This window comes from Hwanghaeella sp. 1Z406 (assembly GCF_048892425.1).
In the GTDB taxonomy this organism is placed as follows: domain Bacteria; phylum Pseudomonadota; class Alphaproteobacteria; order UBA8366; family Aestuariispiraceae; genus Pacificispira.
Map to the genome: position 1 here is coordinate 143,685 of NZ_JBLZHU010000002.1, position 21,209 is coordinate 164,893.

Consider the following 21,209-nt stretch of genomic DNA (forward strand, 5'->3'; position numbering starts at 1 on the left):
TGCCCTTGCGTCAAAACACAAGAACCGCCCCGACCGAAGGAGCGTTTTCAATGCGCGGCGGTTCATCCTGCCGAAAGCCTCTCACAACCGTCGCCAAAAGGCGATCCCCATCCAAACCAATGATGTATCAGGGTTTCCCCAAAGCACAATAGGCGACTATACTAGGGAGAGATTTAGGATGGATACAAGACCAAGCAATCGGCAATCGTCCATCATGGTTAATATTCTGACAGAGGCCGTTTACCGGATGCGACATACCGAAGCACGATCAGAAGCACGATATCCTTTTCGCGCAGGGTTCATTGAAATTGAAGACCGACCCTTGCCGCTGGATGATCTGAGCGCCAATGGCCTGGGTTTCCAGGCGGAAGATCCCAGTGTTTTTGAGACCGGGCAGGAGATCAATGGATTTCTGGTCTTACAACAAGTGGAAGAACAGTATGAGATACCGGTAAAGCTGACCGTCCGCCGGGTTGTCGACGGTCGTATCGGGTGTTCGATGGTATTCCTTTTTCCCAACCATATTGATACGATCAAGGGCTTTATATCGAAACTGGAACAATCACAGCCAAAGGAATAGCGGCATCGTGATAGAGCGAAGATACCATGATATGGGTGGCCTGGATGCAGGGCCTGTCGCCCGCACGGAACACACGTTCGAACCCTGGGAAAATAAAACAGACGCCATCGTGCGCCTGTTGTCCAACCCCAAGAGCGGCCCCCTGATGCGCATCGATGAATTGCGCCGGGGCATCGAAGATATGGGGCCCGGTATTTATGACGAACTGACCTATTATGAACGCTGGATCGCATCGGTCGCCAATGTGCTGATCGAAAAAGGCGTGATCCATGTGGACGAGCTGGGCCGCAAGCTGGAAGAAGTCAAAGCCCGCCACGCCCCCGCCTCTTCGCCGGAGCATTAAGCCATGCGATTTTCTGTCGGTGACGAAGTGCGGGTGCGCTGGGCCACACCCCCCGGTCACGTCCGCACCCCCTATTATTGCCGCGGCCTGTCTGGCCGGATTGAGCGGATTTGCGGGCAGTTCCACAATCCGGAAGAACTGGCCTATGGCCGGACCGGCGACACGGTTGTGACGCTGTATCGTGTCCGCTTTCAGCAGAAAACCCTGTGGCCCGACTATACCGGCCCTGAAAAAGACACTGTCGATATCGAAGTTTTTGAACACTGGCTGGAGACAGCGCGATGAGCCACGATCACCCCCACCACCATGATCACGACCATGACCATCCGGACCCCCATGCGCCGCGCAAGGATCTGGAAGACACGGCCCCGACCTATCATCAGGCACTGGCCGATGCGGTGGCGGAACTGTTGATCGAAAAAGGGGTCTTCACCGGGGGCGATCTGCGCGACACGATTGAATATATGCAGGGGCGCACGCCGGAATTGGGGGCGAAGATCACCGCCAGGGCCTGGGTGGATCCTGCCTTCAAGGCAAAGCTGTTGACCAATGCGAAAGAGGCCGCCGCCGAAATCGGTATCGATACCGGTCCAGCCCCCCTATTGGTCATGGAAAATACGCCAGAGACCCATAATGTCATCGTCTGCACCCTGTGCAGCTGTTATCCGGTCTTCCTGTTGGGGAAATCACCCGATTGGTATAAAAGCCGGGAATATCGCAGCCGGGTGGTCCGCGACCCCCGCACCGTCCTGTCAGAATTTGGCACCGACATCGCGCCCCAGCGTGAGGTGCGGGTGCATGATTCCACGGCAGATATGCGCTATATGATCCTGCCCATGCGCCCGGAAGGAACCGACGGGATGGATGAAACGCAACTGGCGCAACTGGTGACCCGCGACAGCCTGATCGGCGTCATTGAAGTCAGTGCGCCCGCCTGAGTGAGGCGGGCCTGACGCTCAAAACAGATTTCCCGCCTGCCAATGGGCACCCAGCAGGCACAGGCTGACGCCCAGAATCATGCAAAAAATTGTGCGCCCGGTCCACAGATACAGGCTGAAGGTCACCACAACGGCAAAGATATCCGTCGGCGTACCACGCATGGCCGCAGGCGCGACAATCGCCGCCAGGGCGCAACCGGGCAGGGCATTGACGATCCGCTGTGTCCGGGGGCCCGTCCGCAGAAAATGCGCGCCCAGAACACCCGCCGCCCGCATGATCAAAACCAATCCGGCCGCCATGAATATGGTCAGATAGGCCAGCCAGGCTTCCGGTTGTGCAATATCAGTGGTCATCCCGTGCCATTTCCACGGCCAGGGCCGTAATGCCCCCCGCTGCGACTGCGACCAAGATTGCCGGTCCCGTCGCCAGAACCCCATCCAGCGCAATCCCGACAAGTGCTGCCACAACCAGGGGCGGGCGGGGCGCATCTACGCCGCGCACCACCATGCCCACCAGGACCGACAAAAACACAATTCCCGCAAAGGCCAGGCTTTTCGCCGTCACCGGATCAAAAAAGCCAGCCAGAAACACGCCCACCACCGTGGCCGCCACCCATAATGTGTACATCGGGGCGGAGATCCCAAAGAAATAGCCTGCCTTGCTGGATACGCTGCGCGCCTGCAAGGTCAGCACCCAGGCGGCATCATTAATGACAAACACACCCGCTGGCTTGATCCAGGGCGGCATAGACCGGATGGTCGGGGCCAAAGACAGTCCCATCAGGGTCAGCCGACTGGTCACCATCGCGACAGAGACCGCCACCGCAAACAACGGCATATCGGGCTGCCATAAGGCCAGGGTCGAAAACTGCGCGGTGCCGGCAAAGATAAAGGCACTCATCGAAACCGTCTGGGGCATTGTCAGACCCGCCACCGTCGCAGCAGACCCGAACAACAGGCCAAATAGCATCGCACCGAAGCTCATGCCAATGGAATCCCGTGCGCCCGCCATGAAACTGCTCATGGCACCCCCGGGAACCGGGCTGGATATGGGAGAACTGGTTGTCATAGCGGGCTCTTACCGCGTTTCCCGCGATTCGGAAAGGGGGTGCACAGCACAACAACTGAGAGAGACAGGAACATCTGACCAAACCTGACGCCTGCGCCCAAATTCACTGCCGCAAGGCCCGAACCTCCGCACGCAGGGCCTTCAATTCCGCCATGATATCCTGATTGTTGGGGTGATAAGCATCCTCCCCACCGCTTTCCAGCGCCTTATGTTCCTGACTCATGCTGTCCACGATGATGGCGATAAACAGGTTCAACACCGCAAATGTGGTCAGCAATATAAAGACAACAAAGAACATCCAAGCCTGGGGATAGACCTCCATCACCGGGCGCACGATGCCCATGGACCAGCTTTCCAGTGTCATGATCTGGAACAGGGAATAAACCGACTCCCCAATCGTTCCAAACCAATCGGGAAACGATCCGCCGAACAGCTTGGTCGCCATGACGGAGGCGATATAGAAAACCAGCGACAACAGCATGATGACCGAGCCCATGCCCGGAATGGCCCGCATCAAGGCCTGCACCACAAGGCGCATCGACGGCACCATGGAAACCAGCCGCAAGGCCCGCAGGATTCGCAACGCCCGCAGAACCGAAACCCCTTCGCCCGCCGGGACCAGCGTCACACCAACAATCACGAAGTCAAAGATGTTCCAGGCATTCTTGAAAAAGCGATGGCGATAGACGATCAGCTTCAGGGCGATTTCAATCACAAAAATGACCAGCGCAATCCGATCCAGCGCCTTCAGCACAGGCCCGACCGCCGCCATCACGGTCTTGGATGTCTCCAGCCCCAGAATGACCGCATTCAGCACGATCACCGCCAGAATAAAATTCTGAAACCCCCGCGACTCGACAAGCCGTTGCAAACGCTCGATCACGACCTTCTCCCCAAAGCTTCGGTGTAGCCGCTAAGAAGGGGGCGCGGGGCGCAAAATTCAAGCGTTGCAGTGCAATATGTTCCGGCACGCTAACCCTGCCCCTGCACCGCCCTCAGTTTACTCAATGTTGATAACACTAAGTTCGATTCAAGTAAGGTTCAAATGGCCATCACCATCGATAGTAGTTTGCGAAGTGCCTATAATTTTGGATTAATTTTTCCAACAGCATTTCGTCTCCTTTTGCGAATCCTGATTCAAGTAATGCCGACTTCACAGGGTCAGAAAAGTAAGTTTCAAGAATTGGGTCCCTTACATCACCGTGCCATGCACTTCGACCAATTGGAAACCAAACAAAATTACTCTGACGATCTGCCGAAGATACTATGTCAAACTCTTGTAAATTATGCCCTTCAAGATAAACAAGACCACCTAGGATTTCCCAGCTCTCATAGAGTCGAGTTACGTCTGTCGATACGCCAACAAACGACTTGCTCCATTCTTGGAAAAGATCACAGAGATGGTCGCTAAGCGCCGTCTTTCTTCGGTCTAAACCGTCCAAACTTTGCCAATATTCATTGTTTCCGCCATGCCATGATGTCAAAAATAATTTTTCAATCGTACGTTCATTACCCTGACCGTTCGGTTTTTGTATTGGCGCGACGAGCAGATCATGAAGTTCATTCCATCGTTGGCTCCGAACAAGGCCAAGACCATACGCTGTCATAATCAAAACTGCCGGATAGGACCTAGTTTGTAACCACACACTTAATCCGCTTTGTTCTTGATCAGCATAATGTGACAACGTCTCAATCAAATCGATAACCAGCGTCTTCTCTTTTCCATCTCCCCAACGTCCAAGAATACCCGACATTCGAGCTAACGGTTCAGAATGGGACTCATACAATGCGGTTCGCTGCCTGAATTCTTCTAAACTCCATTGGCCCCTTACACACAACTCTTCGGCGTCAAGCTTTTGGATCAAAGACTTCATTTCAGATGTGAAAAGATCGTCAAGCTGAATTCGATGTTCAGACTTTGCGAGGTAACGTTTCGTTGTATTTTCTAACAATTCTATACTAAGTGGATTTTGATGGTGTGTTCGTGCTAAAGTTGAAATTCGCTGTTCCAGCCCTTCAAAGAAGGATTCCCCATCTTGGTTTTCTATTACTCTAGCGTCTCGGTGAAGCACAATATCCGTTGCGGCTCCTTTGAGTTTGCTTCTTGCCGCCCAATAAAGGGGATAACGACGGGCAGGCGCTCGTAGGAGGGCAGAGCGCAACGCATGATCCCATTCGCCTGACCACCCACAAATAATCAGCCCATACTCATCGATAATTCTATCCAACAATGCATTATATTCAGAAGGGTATGTTTCTAACTCATCTTCTGTATTTAAAATTCGCGCATCCTTATAGTCTCCATGCAACTTTAACAAAAAACAACTTGTGTGAGCTAACGGCTCGGCACCACTAAGCGCGTCTACTGATGCCACAACAGTTGGTTCCACTCCTTCTTCACGTAGTGCGTTTTCGAGGAGCCTATCGAAATTAGTCGTTACAATAACCTTTACGTAGCCCTCTCGAACAAGTCTTGCGATTGCCTTATGTGCTTTGGTGGGTGTCTTTAGCTTCTCTATCCGATCTCTTTCATCTGGCTCAATGTAACTGTGCAAAATTGAGCGCCGTTCATCGCGTGAAAGGCCAAGTTCACCAACTATTTCTGAGTAATTTGGCTCTTTACCAAACTCAGTTATGTACCATTTCGCCCAATCTGATTGATCTTCAACCTTTTGCGCTAACGCAACACGGCGAATTAGGTCAATTGTGATTTCCCATCCAGTCGGAATTGATGCAGCGCGTGATATGCCTGAACCTAAAAGTAAGACGTATAAGCCCTTATTTTCGTATATAGAAAATGATAGCTGCGTTAGGGGGTCACCCGAGAGAATTGCCATGAATACGTTTCTGCCTACTTCAAACTGAATTTAAGGGCAATTGCGACATAACTTACAGAGAATGATTAGAATTCTTCAGTCTCTCAATAAGGTATCTGATAGCACAATTATAAACGCCATAATGGCAATCGGCTATTCAATTCCTACCCCCGCACCTGGACACGGCGATAGCTGAGCGCTTCGGCGATGTGGAGGCGGCGGAGGGTGGGGGAATTGTCCAGGTCGGCCAGGGTGCGGGCGACGCGCAGGACGCGGTGATAGCCGCGGGCAGAGAGTTTCAGGCGGTCGGCGGCGTCGGTCAGGAGTTTTCGGCCCTCCGCATCCGGGGTGGCGATGTCTTCCAGGATTTTGCCATCGGCCATGGCATTGGTGCGGGGGCGCTGGGCTTCCGGCAGGCTGGCGAAGCGTGCCGTTTGGAGCGCCCTTGCGGCGGCTACGCGGGCGGCGACTTCTTTTGAGCCTTCTGCAGGGGGCGGGCGTGACAGGTCGCTGGCGCGGACGGCGGGAACATCAATCGACAGGTCAATCCGATCAAACAGGGGGCCGGAAATTTTCGCCTGATAATCCAGCGCACAGCGCGGCGCGCGGCTGCAGGCCAGGTCGGGATCATCCAGATGCCCGCATCGGCAGGGATTCATCGCCGCGATCAATTGCACCCGGGCGGGATAGGTCACATGGGCGTTGACCCGCGCCACAACGGCCCGGCCTGTTTCCAGCGGCTGGCGCAGGGATTCCAGTGCGCCGCGCTGAAATTCCGGCAGTTCATCCAGGAACAGAACCCCATTATGGGCCAGGGAGACTTCGCCCGGCTTGGCCCGTTGTCCGCCCCCCACCAAGGCCGGGGTGGAACTGGAATGGTGGGGATCACGAAACGGTCTGGCATGGGACAGGCCACTATCGATCATCAGCCCCGCGACCGAGTGGATCATGGAGACTTCCAGCGCCTCCGTCGCGGACATCGGCGGCAGGATGCCGGGCAGGCGCGAGGCCAGCATGCTTTTCCCCGCGCCCGGCGGGCCCATCAGCAACAGGTTGTGACCGCCCGCCGCCGCGATTTCCAGGGCGCGCTTCGCGGTTTCCTGGCCCTTGATATCGGCCAGATCCGGTAACTCGCCCGGCGGTGGGGCCAGTTTGGGTGTGGGGACCGCCATCATCTGGCTGCCATTCAGATGGTTGATCAGTGCGATCAGATCCGGTGCGGCAGCGATTTCCATCTCGCCCGCCCAGGCGGCTTCTCCCCCTTGCGCGGCGGGACAGATCAGCGCCTTGTCCATGCCGATGGCGGCCATGGCGGCGGGCAGCACCCCCGCGACCGGCGCGATGCGCCCATCCAACCCCAATTCCCCCAGCGCCAGATAGCCGTCCAGCGCATCACTGGGGATCGCCTCCATCGCGACCAACATGCCAAGTGCGATGGGCAGGTCGAAATGACTGCCTTCCTTCTGAACATCGGCAGGCGACAGATTGACGGTGATCCGCTTGGGCGGCAGCGCCAGACCGATGGCTGCCAGGGCGCCGCGCACCCTCTCCCGGCTTTCCGCCACCGCCTTGTCAGGCAATCCCACCACGGCAAAGCTGGGCAGGCCCGAGGTCAGCTGGACCTGGACGTCAATGGGCATGGTATCAATGCCGTGGAACGCGACTGTTGTAACATGTGCAACCATAACAGGCTTTATGCCGCAACCAACGGGGCCTGTCAGCGGGAATTCTGTGTCGCCCCAGATTTTTTATGGACAATCACAGGCAGGCTGTTAGGAAATGGGGGCTGGTGCCTTGACCACATATTCCGTCATACTAGCATAAAGGCATCAAGGGCCGAGGATCATGGACGAGAGCAAACGCCTGAAGACTTTAAGAAACCTGGAAATTCTGGATACGGGTCCGACACCAGAATTTGACCGGATCACCAGTTTGGCGACGCATATATTTAATGCTCCGATTGCCTTGATCTCTCTGGTCGACGAGTCGCGTCAGTGGTTCAAGTCCGTTCAAGGTCTGTCGGTACAGGAAACGTCACGGGAAATCTCGTTTTGCGCACGCGCCATTCAAAACGCCGACATTATGGAAGTACCAAATGCGCTGGAAGACCCGCGATTTGCTGAAAACCCTCTGGTCACCGGAGAGCCTTATATTCGATATTATTGCGGTGCCCCCCTTGTCATGCGCAATGGGGCCAGGATCGGCACGTTATGTATCATCGACATGCAATCGCGCGAGCCGATATCCCATGGCAAACGCCTGTTGTTGAAAGAACTGACCTTACAGGCGACACGCGAAATTGAACTGCATGCCCTGGAAATTGATACGGACAGGATCGACCGGATTCTTCCTTAGATGGTCGGGACCCTAACCAGGTGGGGTTGCTGGCAACGTCACCCGCCGCAGAGTCAGATTAATCCGACCCGGCGCATCCAACAGGGTCGACGTGCCCGGCATCAGCCGATCGATGCCATGGCGTGACTCCCGCGCATCACCCGACAACAGCGCGACATCGCCGGAACTCAGACGCAAGGAGCGGGTGGGCGTACCCTTGACCGCCGCCCCGATGCGAAACAGCGCTGTATCGCCCAGCGAAATTGACAATACCGGGGCATCGCGCGCCGCCTCGTCCTTGTCCTGATGCAGGCCCATCCGCGCGTCCGGCCCGTACCAATTGATCAGACAGGCCTCCGGCGGCGCTGGATATCCGCTTAAATCATCCCATATCTTCAAAACAAGGTCTGGTATTGCAGGCCAGGGCGACCCGGTCACGGGATGATGCGCCTGATAGCGATACCCGCCCTGCTGATCTGAAACCCAGCCCAGCGGCCCCGCATTGCTCATCCGCACACTAAACGGCTTACCAGAGCGGGGCAGAGCCGGGGTAAAAAGAGGAGCTGCAATCAGACAGGCGCGTATCTCCATCACAAGGCTGTGTTGGGTCTGTCGATCAAGATAGGCCGGATGGAGTTTGAACCCGTCGATCAAATTGCTACACTCACCTGATTCCTGATATTTATATGGGTATCAGACATTCATATTGGTACCGAAAGCGGGCCTTAAGACTGAAAACGCATCACCAGAGGACAAAATCACCCCAATGCTAAGCAAATTAAAAGACTTCTTTTCCGCCGATCCCAAAATCAATCATTCGAGCGAGCGCGAGCAAAGAGAATTGCACATTGCTGCTGCGGCGATGTTGATTCAGGCGGCCATGACCGATGGCCATATTGATGAGGTGGAGCGAACCCGTATCGGCGTGCTGATCGAACGCCATTTCGGCGTCCCGCGGGAAGAAGTCCACCAAATCCTGACAGAAAGCGAAGCCAAGGCAGAAGCCGCCGTCGATATCTATTCCTTCCTGCGGGTCGTCAATGACCATTTTGATCATGAGGAGCGCATTTCCCTGGTCGAAATGCTGTGGGATGTCGTCTATTCGGACGGCGAGTTGCACGACCACGAAGCCAACCTTATTCGCCGTATCTCTGGCATGTTGGGCCTGACCGATGTTGAAAGCGGCACTGCGCGCAAGAAGATTCTGGCACAGCGAGAGGCCGCAGTCGAAGATCAGGATGCGATCCACCCCAAGGGAGACGTCCATTCCGGATAGGATCATTTTGGTAAATGCGCATGATTTAAAGGATCACGTTTAAGCTCATGCTGCCGCATGATGGTAGGACTTATATTTAAGCTCATGCTGCCGCATGATGGTAGGACTTATGTTTAAGCTCATGCTGCCGCATGATGCTTGGGGTTATGTTTAAGCTCATGCTTGCGCATGATGCTTTGCCGTCACCGCGCCGAATGCGCCCCATTAGGAACCGGTTGTGATGATACGCCGTCTGCGCCTTATTACCGGCCTGATCCTGTTCTCCTATATCTCTCTGCATCTGATCCCGTTGATTCTGGGCAATCATTCCCTGGCGATCATGGAATTCGTCCGGCCCAGTCTGCATGGCTTCTGGGAAAGCTGGCCGGGGCTGATCCTGCTGTATGGCGCGATGGCAATCCATATGGCACTTGGCTTTTATGCGATTTATACCCGCCATCGCTGGAAGGGGATCGGCCTGGGGGAAATAGTCCAGTTAGCCTCTGGCATTGCGGTACCCGCATTGTTGTGTCTGCACGTTGTCAGTACCCGCATCGCCGCTATGCAATATGGCATTCAGCCCAGCTATCCCTGGATCATGGCAATCTATTTGAAATATGACACGATGTCTGGATGGCGGCAGGCGGCCGCCCTGATTGTTGCCTGGTTTCATGGCTGTCTGGGCCTGTATTACTGGCTGCGCCTGAAGCCATTCTGGCCCGGAATCCGGTTTGGCCTGTTCGGGTTGGCGATACTTTGGCCCGCCCTGGCACTGACCGGTTTCTATAAGGCCGGGACAGAAGCCGCCGCCCTGACCGACAATCCTGCCTGGGTGCGGGTTGTGCTGCGCGAAGTGGGATCTCTGTCGCAATCCGATCAAATGGTGTTGTACCAGATTCAGGACGCCCTGTTGCTGGCCCTTGCAGGCATGCTGACAGTCAGCCTTGCAGCCCGTTTCGTTCGGCGTCAGGTGCAGAAGCGGGCCGGCTTTGTCATCCTGAATTATGATGATGGGCGCGATCATCGCTTTACCCAAGGGCTCAGCATCCTGGAAGCCAGTCGCGACTGCAGCTATCCCCATGCCAGTGTCTGCGGGGGACGGGGGCGATGTTCCACCTGTCGTGTCCGCATCCGCCAGGGTCAGGACCTTTTACCCCCGCCCAGCGAAGAAGAACTGAAAGTCCTGAAACGGGTGCGCGCCGGACCGGATGTGCGCCTTGCCTGTCAGGCCATTCCCCTATCCGGTGAAATCCATATCACGCCCCTGCTGCCCCATACCGCAACCGCATCCCATGGCTATGCCAGATCCGATATGGCCCAGGGCAAAGAGATCACAATTGCCGTCATGTTCTGTGATCTACGGGGATTTACCAGGGTCAGTGAAGACCGCCTGCCGTATGACACGGTTTTCCTGCTGAACCGATATTTTGATGCTATGGGCAAGGCGATTGAAGAAAGCGGGGGGCATCTGGATAAGTTCATCGGCGACGGGATCATGGCCCTGTTCGGTATTGAAACCACACAGGAAGACGGCTGTCGTCAGGCCCTGATCGCGGCGAAACGAATGTCGGAACGACTGATCGTCCTGAATAAAAGCCTGGAACAGGACCTGGATGAACCCTTGCGCATCGGCATCGGCATTCATGTTGGATCGGTCATTGTTGGCGAAATGGGCTATGGCCGCGCCACGCAATTGACCGCAATTGGGGATGCCGTTAACACCGCCAGCCGGTTGGAAGCCCTAACAAAGGACTATGGTGTCCAGCTTGTGGTGTCAAAAACCATGTTGCGGACAGCGGATCTGTCGCTGGGCACATTTCCATACGAAGAACACGAGGCAGAAATTCGGGGCCGCATTCAGCCCATCCGGTTGATCGCCATTCAAGACGCTTCCCTTCTGGCGCTGTGAAGGGCCGATAATCGCCCTATTGCGCGCCGGCCCGAATAAGGGCCTGTTCTACGCCAGGTGTGCGGCTGTCGCGGGCCCAATCCAGGGGGCTGCGACCGGTATAATCGCGAATGGTCAAATCCGCGCCATGATCAATTAAAAGCTCAAGTATATCCAAATATCCGGCGCGGGCCGCCGTCATCACCGGGGTCAACCCACGACCATTTCGGATATCCACTGACGCCCCCTTGTCCAGAAGATAGGCGACCATGTCATAATCCCCATCTTCCGCCGCCCAGAACAGGGCCGTATTTCCGATATTGTCCTGATGGTCGATCGGGGTGTTCAGCTGCAACAGATAATCCAGAATATTGTAATGCCCATTGCGCGCAGCGATCGTGATCCCATTGCGACCATCGAAATCCGTCATGGATGGATTGTCACCCCGAATGACCAGGGATTTAACCTTTGGCAGATTGCCGCGCTTGAACGCGGTCAGCATTTCCGGATCCCCGCCAATCACGGTTTGTGCCTGAACCTTTGGTGCGGTCAACGGGGCGACCAGAGGTGCCAGGGCCAGCAACAGGGCAAGGGCAAAATGCTGGTGCTTCATCGGGTCAATCTCCTTTGCGGTGTGCTGGTGCCACGTGCGGGCATGCGCTGGCCCGGGTCTTAATTGGGTTCAAAGGCACCTGATCACAAGACCGAAATCATAGGTTCAGCCCCTCTACCCATCGGACCGCCGCAGCAACAGTATTCACATAATTACTATCTGGTCTGGCAGGACGTGCCAAGAGAGCGACGGGCAGTTTATGCATCCGCGCGGCATCGATTTTGGCCCGCGTTGCGCTGCCCCCGGCATTTCGCGCAACCAGCACATCAATGCCAAGTCTGGTCAGCAATGCACGTTCACTTTCCAGCGTGAACGGACCGCGATCCAATAATACCTTGATTGCCGGATGATCCGGCAACGGGTCAGGGGGATCGATGGCCCGCAGGGTCAGGCGCATGCCTGTCGCCCTGGAAAAGGCGCCCAGATTGGCCCCGCCCAGCGTGATCAATCCATGCGTGCCCAAACTCGGCAACCGCTTAACAAGGGCTTCAATCGTTTCAAAGAGATGCCAGTCATCGCCGGGCTGTTGGGTCCAGGCCGGGCGTTCCAGCCGCAGGAAGGGGATATGCATCTGCGCCGTCGCCTGCACCGCCGTTGTCCCCATCCGCGCCGCATAAGGATGGGTCGCATCGATCACCGCGGCGGGTCGGTTCTGTTCCAGATATGCCAGAAAGCCGGACACACCACCAAAGCCGCCCTGGCGAACCGTCCCCGCAAGCGCCATTGGATCCTGGGTTCTGCCCGCCAGCGATGTTACTGTGTCGTATTGATCCACCAACAGGACCGCCAATTGGCGCGCCTCACCCGTTCCCCCCAGGATCAGTAGGCGCGGTTTAGTCATGCAAAATCCCCGGCCTGTGCCAGAATTTCGCCCTGGCGACCCACGATCAGAATATCGATAGGGGTCGCCCCCGCGCTTGCCAAGGCGACATCTCTGGCATGTCGGGCGACAGCCTGCGCAATCGGGACGTCGGCCTGAAGACATAACGACAAGGCCTCCGCCCCGGTATTTGCCCCGGAAATCCGATCTTGCAGCGCCGGATCGGCCCCCAGCTTGCCGGCCAAATCGGCCAACCGGATCAGATCCAGCGCGCTGCGGGATGAATGCAGATCCAGGTTTCCCTGGGCCAGCTTTGCCAGTTTGGCGAACCCCCCTGCAATCGTAACCCGGGGCAGCGGATTGCGGCGCAGATATTTCAGCATACCGCCCGCAAAATCGCCCATATCCAGTGTGGCTTCCAACGGCAGATTAAACAGGGTTCGGGCAACATCTTCCGAGGTTTTGCCCGTCGCCGCAGCCACATGGGGCATGGCATTGGCCCGCGCGACATCAATGCCGCGATGGATGGAATGGATCCAGGCGCTACAGGAATAGGGGATCACGACCCCCGTTGTGCCCAGCACAGACAAACCCCCGATAATCCCAAGCCTTGGGTTCCAGGTCTTCCGGGCCAGCTCTTCACCACCCGGGATCGAAATTTCGACAACCAGGTCCAGCGTATCCTGTGGATCAATCAACACAGCGCGCAAATTGGTTTCAATGATCTCGCGGGGTTTTGGATTTATTGCAGGCTGCCCAGGCGGGATCGGCAGGCCAGGTTTCGTTACCATGCCAACACCCTTACCGGCCCGAAACTGCAGGCCAGTGCCCGCATCGCCGAACCGGACCGTGGCACGGATCGTCGCACCATGGGTCACATCAGGATCGTCCCCTGCATCCTTGACCACAGCGGCCCAGGCGCAGTCCGTGTCCCGCCCAGCCTCTATGAGATCGAAAACCGGGCATTGCCCCTTGGGCAGGATGATGCCAATTTTTGTTGGTATCGGACCGCCGCATAACATGCCAAAAGCCGCGCGTGCCGCCGCAGCAGCACAGGCCCCGGTTGTCCAGCCGGAGCGCAATCGAATATCGTCGGGCTTGCGTGTCATAGCGCTTGGACTTTATAGGGTAGTGGTTTGGTTTGTCATTTCCATCCGGTAATCATGTCGCGGGAGGAACAGGCAATCCTCTGTATAGGACTTATATTAGAGCAATGAAACGAGAACTGTTAGACGATCTGCCACGATTTGAGCCCGGATGGGTGTGGCTTGTCGGGGCCGGGCCGGGCGATCCGGGCCTGTTGACCTTGCATGGCGTGAATGCGCTGCGCCAGGCCGATGTGATTGTTTATGACGCGCTGGTCGATCAGCGCATTCTGGACCATGCGCCAGGTACGGCGGAAATGGTCTATGCGGGCAAGCGGGGCGGACGCCCCAGCCCGACACAGCGGTCGATCTCTTTGCGTTTGATTGAATTCGCGCGCCAGGGTAAGCGGGTTCTGCGCCTGAAAGGCGGCGATCCGTTCGTATTTGGTCGCGGCGGCGAAGAGGCCCTGACCTTGACCGGGGCTGGAATTCCCTTCCGCATCGTGCCAGGCGTAACGGCCGGGATCGGGGGATTGGCCTATGCCGGTATTCCCGCGACCCATCGCGATACCAATTCATCCGTTACTTTCATCACCGGCCATTCCATGACAGGCGAGGTTCCCGATACGTTGAACTGGCCCGCCCTGGCGACAGGCGCACCGGTGATCGTCCTTTACATGGCCGTCAAACATATGGGCCGGATTGCAGAGCGGTTGATAGAGGGCGGACGCGATCCGATGGATGCCGTCGCCTTTGTGTCCAAGGCCGCGACCGACGATATGACGGTCACAGAATGCACCTTGCAAGAAGCGGGAGAGGTCGCCAAAGGCGTCGAACCCCCTGCCGTCATCGCCATTGGTCCGGTCGTGCGTTTGCGCAGCGCCTTGGACTGGATGGGGCATATCAAGGATGGTCGCGTGCTGAATCCGGACCCGCTGGGCCAGGGTCGGGAAGAGGCCGGTTGAGCGTCACGTCCAGAACACCTGGCCTGATCCTCGCCGCACCAGCGTCTGGCAGTGGCAAGACAACCATATCCCTGGCCCTGATGCGCGCCTTTCATCGCCAAGGACTGCGCGTGGCACCGGCCAAGATCGGGCCTGACTATATCGATCCCGGATTTCACAGCGCTGCCTGTGCGCGACAATCATTGTCACTGGATGCCTGGGCCATGCGCCCTGAAACCCGCGCGACGCTGCGCGCGGCCCTGTGCCAAGACAGTGATCTGATTATCGCAGAAGGGGTCATGGGCCTATTTGACGGGGCGGCAGATGGATCAGGCTCGACGGCGGATATCGCGGCAGAAACCGGTTGGCCAGTTATCCTGATCGTTGATGTCGCGGGGCAGGCGGCGTCTGCTATTGCGACGCTGCGCGGCTTTGCCACCCATCGCAGTGATATTCAAATTGCTGGCGTATTGTTCAATCGTGTGGGCGGGGATCGCCATCACCATCTGTTGAAGCAGGCATTGGCCGATAGCGATCTTTCTATCCCCTGTCTGGGATACCTGCCACGGGAAGCTGGCCTGACCTTGAAATCCAGGCATTTGGGTCTGGTTCAGGCACAGGAACGCACCGATCTTGAGGCCATTCTGAATCGGGCTGCGGATTGGATTACCAAGCATGCGGATATGGAAGGGCTGCGCCGCGTGGCGCAATCCGGGACGGTCGCACCAACACCAACAGACACAATCTGCTTACCGCCCCTGGGTCAACGCATTGCCGTCGCGCAAGACACTGCTTTTGCCTTCTGCTACCCCCATTTGCTGGCAGCCTGGCGACGGGCTGGGGCCGACATCCTGCCGTTCAGCCCCCTGGCGAATGAAGCCCCGACCGCTGATGCGGATGCGGTATATCTGCCCGGCGGCTATCCGGAGCTTCATGCGGGTCAATTGGCCCGCAATCAGCATTTCCTGACCGGTCTGCGCGATGCTGCCGGGCGCGGCTGCTGTATTTTCGGGGAATGCGGGGGCTATATGGTTCTGGGTGAGAGCCTGACTGACGCGGATGGTACGCCGCATCAGATGGCAGGGTTGTTGCCGCTGCGCACCAGTTTCGAAAGCCGTCGTCTGCATTTGGGCTATCGCCGCGCCTCAGTACTGTCGGACAACGCGCCCTGGGGCAAAGGAACCCAGCTGGCCGGCCACGAATTCCACTATGCAACGACCCAGTATGAGGGGGCGGCCCAGCCCTTATTCCAAATGCAGGACGCCTTGGGTGAAAATGCCGCAGCTGTTGGTTTATCAATTGGAAATGTGTGCGGTTCCTTTCTGCATCTGATAGACACGGCCTCATGACGCTGCCGGACCAACCCTTTTGGAAGACCAAATCGCTTGCGGATATGAACCGCATCGAATGGGAAAGCCTGTGCGATGGCTGTGGTCAGTGCTGTTTGCACAAAATGCAGGACATGGATAACGATGATTATTACATCACCGATATTGCCTGCACGCTTTTGGACTGTTCGACGGCGCAATGTGGCGATTATGCCAACCGTTTCACCCATGTCCCCGACTGTGTGCAGCTGACGCCGAAAAAGGTTTATGAAATCGACTGGCTGCCTGAAACCTGCGCCTATCGGCTGGTTGCGGAAGGCCAGGATCTGGCTTGGTGGCATCCACTTGTATCCGGGTCACGCGAAACCGTGCATCAGGCTGGCATATCCGTAAAGGACGCAGCCGTGCCGGGCGATCCGACCCCGGAAGAAATGGCGGATCGGATTCAGCACACGATGGCGGCGCGCCCCTGTCGCCCCCCGCACAAAAGGCGATAAAGCCTGAAGCAATGGACGTTACGCGAGGGACGCGAGGACTTCTGTCAGTCGTTCTCCGAAGATCTTTCGGTCCTGTTGGGTCCCGACCGTAACCCGGATGCACCGATCCAGGGGGGCAACGCCTGGCATCCGCACGAAAACGCCGCGCGCATCCAATTCTTTCAGCACTGTGCGGGCATAATCCCCATCGCGCCCCATATCGATGGCAACAAAATTTGTCGCCGATGGCAGGGCTGTCAGCCCCAGACCCTTGGCGATGGCGTAGATCTCGTCTCTGCCCCGGGCAACTTCCTGACAGACGGACTGAACAAAGGACAGGTCCTGTAAGGATGCCAGGGCGGCAACCTGGGCCAGGCGATTATTCTCAAAATGGTTGCGAACCTTGTTCAGGCCGGTAATCAGGTCCTTATGGGCGATTGTGTATCCTATACGTAAACCTGCCATGCCGTGGGCCTTTGAAAAGGTCCGCATGCGCAGCACTTTTGGATTGGCTGGATCCAGCGCCGGCGCGGTGCCATCCGGGGCGAAATCGATATAGGCCTCGTCCAAGACCAGAACGCAGCCATCGGGGATGCGATCAATCAACCGCTGGATCGTCCCGGCATCATACCAGGTCCCCATCGGGTTATCAGGATTTGCGAAATAGGCCAGGGGCGCGCCGGTTTCCTTTATTTCGGCGATCAAGGCATCCGGGTCTTCTGCATCGTCGCGATAGGGAATTGTTTTCAGGGCGGCCCCGAACCCTGTCACATGATAGTTGAAGGTTGGATAGGCCCCGGCAGACGTCACAACCGCTGCACCGGGCCCTGCCAGGATTCGAACGACATTGCCCAAAAGGGCGTCAATCCCGGCCCCAATCAGAATCTCATCGGGGTCGACGCCATGATGATCCGCCAGCGCCGCCCGCAACGGCCAGCTGAGCGAATCCCCATACCAGGCGCTGCGGGGCGCTTCCTCAATCACTGCTGCGATGGCCTTGGGGGACATGCCAAAAGCGCTTTCATTCGCACCAATCCGGGCATCAAAGGGCTTGCCCCGCTGGCGCTCCAGCGTTTCCGGCCCGATAAAGGGAATTGCGGCGGGCAGGCTGTCGACCAGGGGCGTGAAAGGGATCGTCTTCTGAGACATTGGATTAAGGTCCTCATGCGATGCTGGATTATTCGGGTTCTTCTGTCAGAAATGGCGAGGTTTTGGAAGGCCGTCGGCTTTGTTATGGCATTTTGGCGGGTTGAGTTGGAACCGAACCCGCTCTATGACGACAAATGTAGTTAGGATCAAGGCTAGACCCCCTAGATATTGGGTCTAAATTGGGTATAAGGCCCAAAAATGAGGAAGAGGCCAAAATTATAGGCATGAAACCTAATTTATGAGTCAAAACACCTAGGATAATCCCTCTTTTCCACCGACCAGAATGGCGGAAAAGAGGGAAACATCCTCCGTTACCGGGTCAGACGACGAAAATTGTTGATCCGGTTGTCTTTCGGGCTTCCAGATCCTTATGCGCCTGAACCGCATCCGCCAGCGCATAGCGCTGATTGATTTCAATCTTCAGGCCCTTGCCAACCGCATCGAACAAGGCCGTTGCGGATTCCACCAAGTCTTCCCGGCTGGCGGTATAGGTCATCAGGGTGGGGCGCGTCATAAACAGCGATCCCTTGGCCGACAGAACGCCCAGATTGAAATTCTCAATCGGACCAGAGGCGGCGCCAAAAGAAACGAACAAACCGCGAGGCTTCAAAGAATCCAGCGATCCGTCCAGGGTGGACTTCCCAACACCATCATAGACGACAGGCACACCCGCGCCGTCCGTGATTTCACGAACCTTCTTGGCCACATCTTCCTTGTTATAATAAATGATATGATCGCAGCCATGGGCCTTGGCTTGTTCGGCCTTTTCTTCGGATCCAACCGTGCCGATCACCGTTGCGCCAATTTGTTTGAGCCATTGACAGGCGATCAGACCGACGCCCCCGGCGGCGGCCTGGAACAGAACCGTATCGCCTTTCTTCACCGGATAGGTTCGGCGCAAAAGATATTCCACCGTCATGCCCTGCAGCATCATCCCGGCGGCCTTTTCCGTGCTGATGCTGTCTGGCAATTTGATCAGGCGATGCCAGGGAATCAGTCGCTCGCTGGCATAGGCACCAATGGGCGGTGCGGCATAGGCAACACGATCGCCCGGTTTGAACGCATCAACGCCGTCGCCAACCGCATCCACGATACCGGCGGCTTCCAGACCAATCGTAAAGGGCGTGGGCATAGGATACGCCCCGGTGCGGTGATAGGTATCGATGTAGTTCAGACCCACGAAATCCTGCTTCAGGCGAACTTCCCCGGCGCCGGGATCACCAACGGTAACATCTTCATAAGCCATCACTTCCGGTCCACCGACACCATGAACCCGTACTGCTTTTGCCATATTGAATACTCCCCATCTAATTGGATAAATTGCTGAATTTCTGGTTAAACCTAGTGTGCCACGCGGGCTGCGCCAAGCCTTATCACCGCAGAGCAATCACCCCACTTGTGCCTTTAAATGCGCGGTGATCGCTTCTGGCGTCACCAGGGGCAGGGAACACACCGGCCCGGCACAGATATAGGCGGCCGGCCTGCCATCGACCAACCCCTTGCCGCTGGCTGGATGATCAGGCGGCAGATCAATCCCGGGTTCGATCACAGTTATCAATCGATCCGCCAATGGAACATTGCGCGCGGCCTGCTGCAACGCATCGAGGGCCGGATCTCCCGATGTGCCAACCAGCACGATCTGGAGTCCCGACTGCAACAACATCGCGCCATCGATCAGAGTGGAATAGGGGAAGAAATTGCGTTCCATTTCCCCGGAAAAGGCGGTGACGATTTCTTCTGCACGCGACTGATACTGGGTGTTACCCGTCAGCCAATATAATTTCACCAGCACCGATACCAGAACCCCATTGCCGGAAGGCGTGGCGTTATCTCCCGCTGATTTGGTCCGCACAACCAGGGCTTCGGCATCATCGGGCGTCAGAAAATAGGCCCCACCCTCCGTATCATGATAGTGCAGGTCCAGAATTTCGGCCCAATTCTGGGTATGAGATAGATATTTCTGGTCTTCGGTTGCCTCCAGCAAAGCCAAGGCCGCCCGCATCATGGCGGCATAATCATCCAATGTCGCGGTATGTCTGGCACGCCCAACCCGGAAGCTGTGGCGTAATCTGGAATCTTGTGACATTGGACCCGTGATGAAATCAAAGGCCTGCCTTGCCGCCGTCACCCATTCCGGTTGATCAAAGATGCGACCGGCATTGGCGAAGGCTGCAATGGTCATGCCGTTCCAATCCGTCAGAACCTTGTCATCCTTTAGGGGCGGCACCCGCTTTTCACGTTCAGCAAACAGTATGGCCCGCAAGGGTGCCAAACGCGCTTCCTGTTCTTCCGTGACCGGTTCGGAAAGGGGAAGGCGGTTCAGAATTGTCTTTCCTTCCCAGTTGCCTTGAGGCGATACGTCATAGATCTGTTTGAAGAACGCCGCCTGGTCCCCCAGCAGGGAGTCTATTTCTGTCGCATCCCAGACATAGAACTTTCCCTCTTCACCCTCACTATCGGCATCACGGGCGGCGGCAAAAGCCCCTTCAGGGGTCGTCATATCGGTACGCAGCCAGAAAATAGTCTCCTCCACACGGCGCTTGAACAGGGCATCACCCGTCTCCAGCCAGCACAGGCATAACAGATCCAGAAGCTGTGCATTGTCATACAGCATCTTTTCGAAATGCGGGATCAACCAGGCGCGGTCAACCGTGTAGCGGGCAAAGCCACCTCCCAGATGATCATAAATGCCACCCTCACACATTTTGCGCATTGTGTGCAGGACGGCCTGCTTGAAAGCATTTCCGGACGGGCTGCGTTCTCCGGCCGCCCAAAGTTGGCGCAGCAAAGAGGGCTGTGGGAATTTGGGTGCATCTCCGATGCCGCCATGAACCGTGTCCATCGCCTCCAGAAGGCGCAGGGCGATCCCGTCTGCCGTATCCTGATCGATCATGCCACCGGACTTTGGGGATGCCAATTGCGCCAGACCGGTGCGCAGGGCATCGACATTCTGTCCCACCCTGTCTGGGGCCTCATGATATGTCTTTGAGATTGCCGACAAGACCTGGGTGAATCCGGCACGCCCCCATTTCTCGTCGGGAGGGAAGTAGGTGCCGCCCCAGAAAGGGTCCCCATCCGGGGTCAGAAACATCGTCAGGGGCCATCCGCCTTGTTGGCCCAACATGCTCAATGCAGACTGATAAATTGTATCAATATCCGGGCGTTCTTCCCGGTCCACCTTGATGTTAATGAAAAGCCTGTTCATCTGATCTGCGATATCTGGATTTTCAAAGCTTTCATGCGCCATAACATGGCACCAATGACAGGCCGCATAGCCGACGGACAACAGGATCGGTTTGTTCTGGGCCTTAGCCTCCGCCAGGGCGTCCGGACCCCAGGCGCGCCAATGGACCGGGTTATCCTTGTGTTGCAGAAGATAAGGACTGGTTTCCTGGTTCAACATATTGGCAGACATAACTACTCCTAACGGTCGCGATGGCCTATTGTGCCTTTGTGTTGTGCCTTTGTGGCGTTGTGGGCAACAACCCCGGTCTCTTGCACAGGTGCTGTCCCTTGTACATAAGGGGAAGGGGCGAATTCTCCAAGGTAAAGTCTGGTCCAAGGTAAAGTC

At 56.6% G+C, this 21,209-nt stretch carries 22 protein-coding genes; 10 read left to right on the top strand and 12 right to left on the bottom strand.

Annotation, left to right across the window (positions count from 1 at the left end; translation table 11 throughout):
* Positions 1 to 178: 178 nt before the first annotated feature.
* Genes ACOSDR_RS05020 through ACOSDR_RS05035 form a run of 4 tightly spaced genes read left to right on the top strand, consistent with a single transcriptional unit; the run spans position 179 to position 1,861 of the window.
* Positions 179 to 580 (top strand): PilZ domain-containing protein, encoded by a 402-nt coding sequence (locus tag ACOSDR_RS05020; RefSeq protein WP_420730565.1) that lies wholly within the window; start codon positions 179 to 181, stop codon positions 578 to 580.
* A 7-nt stretch (positions 581 to 587) separates the two neighbouring features.
* Complete coding sequence (locus ACOSDR_RS05025) at positions 588 to 923, top strand: hypothetical protein (protein ID WP_420730566.1); 336 nt, start codon at positions 588 to 590, stop codon at positions 921 to 923.
* Positions 924 to 926: 3 nt separating this feature from the next.
* Positions 927 to 1,208, top strand: coding sequence for an SH3-like domain-containing protein (locus ACOSDR_RS05030; RefSeq protein WP_420730567.1), 282 nt, complete (start codon positions 927 to 929; stop codon positions 1,206 to 1,208).
* Complete coding sequence (locus tag ACOSDR_RS05035) at positions 1,205 to 1,861, top strand: nitrile hydratase subunit alpha (RefSeq protein WP_420730568.1); 657 nt, start codon at positions 1,205 to 1,207, stop codon at positions 1,859 to 1,861. The genes ACOSDR_RS05030 and ACOSDR_RS05035 overlap by 4 nt, the downstream gene beginning before the upstream one ends.
* Before the next feature lie 18 nt (positions 1,862 to 1,879).
* On the opposite strand, the gene ACOSDR_RS05040 is transcribed toward ACOSDR_RS05035, so the two are convergent.
* The 5 genes from ACOSDR_RS05040 to ACOSDR_RS05060 all read right to left on the bottom strand — a co-directional run bounded on the left by ACOSDR_RS05040 (position 1,880) and on the right by ACOSDR_RS05060 (position 7,431).
* Entirely contained in the window at positions 1,880 to 2,215 is a 336-nt protein-coding gene (locus tag ACOSDR_RS05040) for an AzlD domain-containing protein (protein ID WP_420730569.1), read from the bottom strand.
* Positions 2,205 to 2,930: an AzlC family ABC transporter permease gene (locus tag ACOSDR_RS05045; RefSeq protein ID WP_420730570.1), complete on the bottom strand. Its 726-nt coding sequence runs from the start codon at positions 2,928 to 2,930 to the stop codon at positions 2,205 to 2,207. The genes ACOSDR_RS05040 and ACOSDR_RS05045 overlap by 11 nt, the downstream gene beginning before the upstream one ends.
* A gap of 103 nt (positions 2,931 to 3,033) precedes the next feature.
* The gene (locus ACOSDR_RS05050; RefSeq protein WP_420730571.1) at positions 3,034 to 3,813 is read right to left on the bottom strand and encodes an ion transporter; all 780 of its coding nucleotides are present in this window, start codon (positions 3,811 to 3,813) and stop codon (positions 3,034 to 3,036) included.
* Positions 3,814 to 3,982: 169 nt separating this feature from the next.
* Complete coding sequence (locus ACOSDR_RS05055) at positions 3,983 to 5,767, bottom strand: SIR2 family protein (protein WP_420730572.1); 1,785 nt, start codon at positions 5,765 to 5,767, stop codon at positions 3,983 to 3,985.
* 143 nt (positions 5,768 to 5,910) lie between these two features.
* Positions 5,911 to 7,431 (bottom strand): YifB family Mg chelatase-like AAA ATPase, encoded by a 1,521-nt coding sequence (locus ACOSDR_RS05060; protein ID WP_420730573.1) that lies wholly within the window; start codon positions 7,429 to 7,431, stop codon positions 5,911 to 5,913.
* 160 nt (positions 7,432 to 7,591) lie between these two features.
* Here ACOSDR_RS05060 and ACOSDR_RS05065 point away from each other — a divergent pair, with 160 nt between their 5' ends.
* Positions 7,592 to 8,101, top strand: a complete 510-nt coding sequence (locus tag ACOSDR_RS05065) for a GAF domain-containing protein (protein WP_420730574.1) — start codon at positions 7,592 to 7,594, stop codon at positions 8,099 to 8,101.
* Between the two features lie 12 nt (positions 8,102 to 8,113).
* On the opposite strand, the gene ACOSDR_RS05070 is transcribed toward ACOSDR_RS05065, so the two are convergent.
* Positions 8,114 to 8,734 (bottom strand): alpha-ketoglutarate-dependent dioxygenase AlkB, encoded by a 621-nt coding sequence (locus ACOSDR_RS05070; protein WP_420730575.1) that lies wholly within the window; start codon positions 8,732 to 8,734, stop codon positions 8,114 to 8,116.
* A gap of 112 nt (positions 8,735 to 8,846) precedes the next feature.
* On the opposite strand from ACOSDR_RS05070, the gene ACOSDR_RS05075 reads away from it, so the two are divergent.
* Together ACOSDR_RS05075 and ACOSDR_RS05080 are read left to right on the top strand one after the other, a co-directional pair.
* Positions 8,847 to 9,356 carry a TerB family tellurite resistance protein gene (locus tag ACOSDR_RS05075; RefSeq protein WP_420723265.1) on the top strand — a complete coding sequence of 170 codons (510 nt, stop codon included), beginning with the start codon at positions 8,847 to 8,849 and terminating at the stop codon, positions 9,354 to 9,356.
* Positions 9,357 to 9,576: 220 nt separating this feature from the next.
* The gene (locus ACOSDR_RS05080) at positions 9,577 to 11,244 is read left to right on the top strand and encodes an adenylate/guanylate cyclase domain-containing protein (RefSeq protein WP_420730576.1); all 1,668 of its coding nucleotides are present in this window, start codon (positions 9,577 to 9,579) and stop codon (positions 11,242 to 11,244) included.
* Positions 11,245 to 11,260: 16 nt separating this feature from the next.
* Here the strand turns inward: ACOSDR_RS05080 and ACOSDR_RS05085 are convergent, their stop codons facing one another.
* The 3 genes from ACOSDR_RS05085 to ACOSDR_RS05095 all read right to left on the bottom strand — a co-directional run bounded on the left by ACOSDR_RS05085 (position 11,261) and on the right by ACOSDR_RS05095 (position 13,765).
* Positions 11,261 to 11,836: an ankyrin repeat domain-containing protein gene (locus ACOSDR_RS05085; protein WP_420730577.1), complete on the bottom strand. Its 576-nt coding sequence runs from the start codon at positions 11,834 to 11,836 to the stop codon at positions 11,261 to 11,263.
* A gap of 97 nt (positions 11,837 to 11,933) precedes the next feature.
* Positions 11,934 to 12,677, bottom strand: a complete 744-nt coding sequence (locus ACOSDR_RS05090; protein ID WP_420730578.1) for a cobalt-precorrin-6A reductase — start codon at positions 12,675 to 12,677, stop codon at positions 11,934 to 11,936.
* The gene (locus tag ACOSDR_RS05095; RefSeq protein WP_420730579.1) at positions 12,674 to 13,765 is read right to left on the bottom strand and encodes a cobalt-precorrin-5B (C(1))-methyltransferase; all 1,092 of its coding nucleotides are present in this window, start codon (positions 13,763 to 13,765) and stop codon (positions 12,674 to 12,676) included. The genes ACOSDR_RS05090 and ACOSDR_RS05095 overlap by 4 nt, the downstream gene beginning before the upstream one ends.
* 104 nt (positions 13,766 to 13,869) lie before the next feature.
* Here ACOSDR_RS05095 and cobA point away from each other — a divergent pair, with 104 nt between their 5' ends.
* From cobA to ACOSDR_RS05110, 3 genes are read left to right on the top strand one after another with little or no spacing between them, the layout of a single operon-like run.
* Positions 13,870 to 14,706: a uroporphyrinogen-III C-methyltransferase gene (cobA, locus tag ACOSDR_RS05100; protein ID WP_420730580.1), complete on the top strand. Its 837-nt coding sequence runs from the start codon at positions 13,870 to 13,872 to the stop codon at positions 14,704 to 14,706.
* Complete coding sequence (locus tag ACOSDR_RS05105) at positions 14,703 to 16,034, top strand: cobyrinate a,c-diamide synthase (protein WP_420730581.1); 1,332 nt, start codon at positions 14,703 to 14,705, stop codon at positions 16,032 to 16,034. The genes cobA and ACOSDR_RS05105 overlap by 4 nt, the downstream gene beginning before the upstream one ends.
* The gene (locus ACOSDR_RS05110; RefSeq protein ID WP_420723258.1) at positions 16,031 to 16,510 is read left to right on the top strand and encodes a YcgN family cysteine cluster protein; all 480 of its coding nucleotides are present in this window, start codon (positions 16,031 to 16,033) and stop codon (positions 16,508 to 16,510) included. The genes ACOSDR_RS05105 and ACOSDR_RS05110 overlap by 4 nt, the downstream gene beginning before the upstream one ends.
* 18 nt (positions 16,511 to 16,528) lie before the next feature.
* Here the strand turns inward: ACOSDR_RS05110 and ACOSDR_RS05115 are convergent, their stop codons facing one another.
* The 3 genes from ACOSDR_RS05115 to ACOSDR_RS05125 form a co-directional block, all read right to left on the bottom strand.
* Positions 16,529 to 17,638 carry a pyridoxal phosphate-dependent aminotransferase gene (locus ACOSDR_RS05115; protein WP_420730583.1) on the bottom strand — a complete coding sequence of 370 codons (1,110 nt, stop codon included), beginning with the start codon at positions 17,636 to 17,638 and terminating at the stop codon, positions 16,529 to 16,531.
* 319 nt (positions 17,639 to 17,957) lie between these two features.
* Positions 17,958 to 18,929: a quinone oxidoreductase family protein gene (locus ACOSDR_RS05120; RefSeq protein WP_420730584.1), complete on the bottom strand. Its 972-nt coding sequence runs from the start codon at positions 18,927 to 18,929 to the stop codon at positions 17,958 to 17,960.
* A 96-nt stretch (positions 18,930 to 19,025) separates the two neighbouring features.
* Positions 19,026 to 21,053, bottom strand: a complete 2,028-nt coding sequence (locus ACOSDR_RS05125) for a thioredoxin domain-containing protein (RefSeq protein ID WP_420730585.1) — start codon at positions 21,051 to 21,053, stop codon at positions 19,026 to 19,028.
* Positions 21,054 to 21,209: the final 156 nt, after the last annotated feature.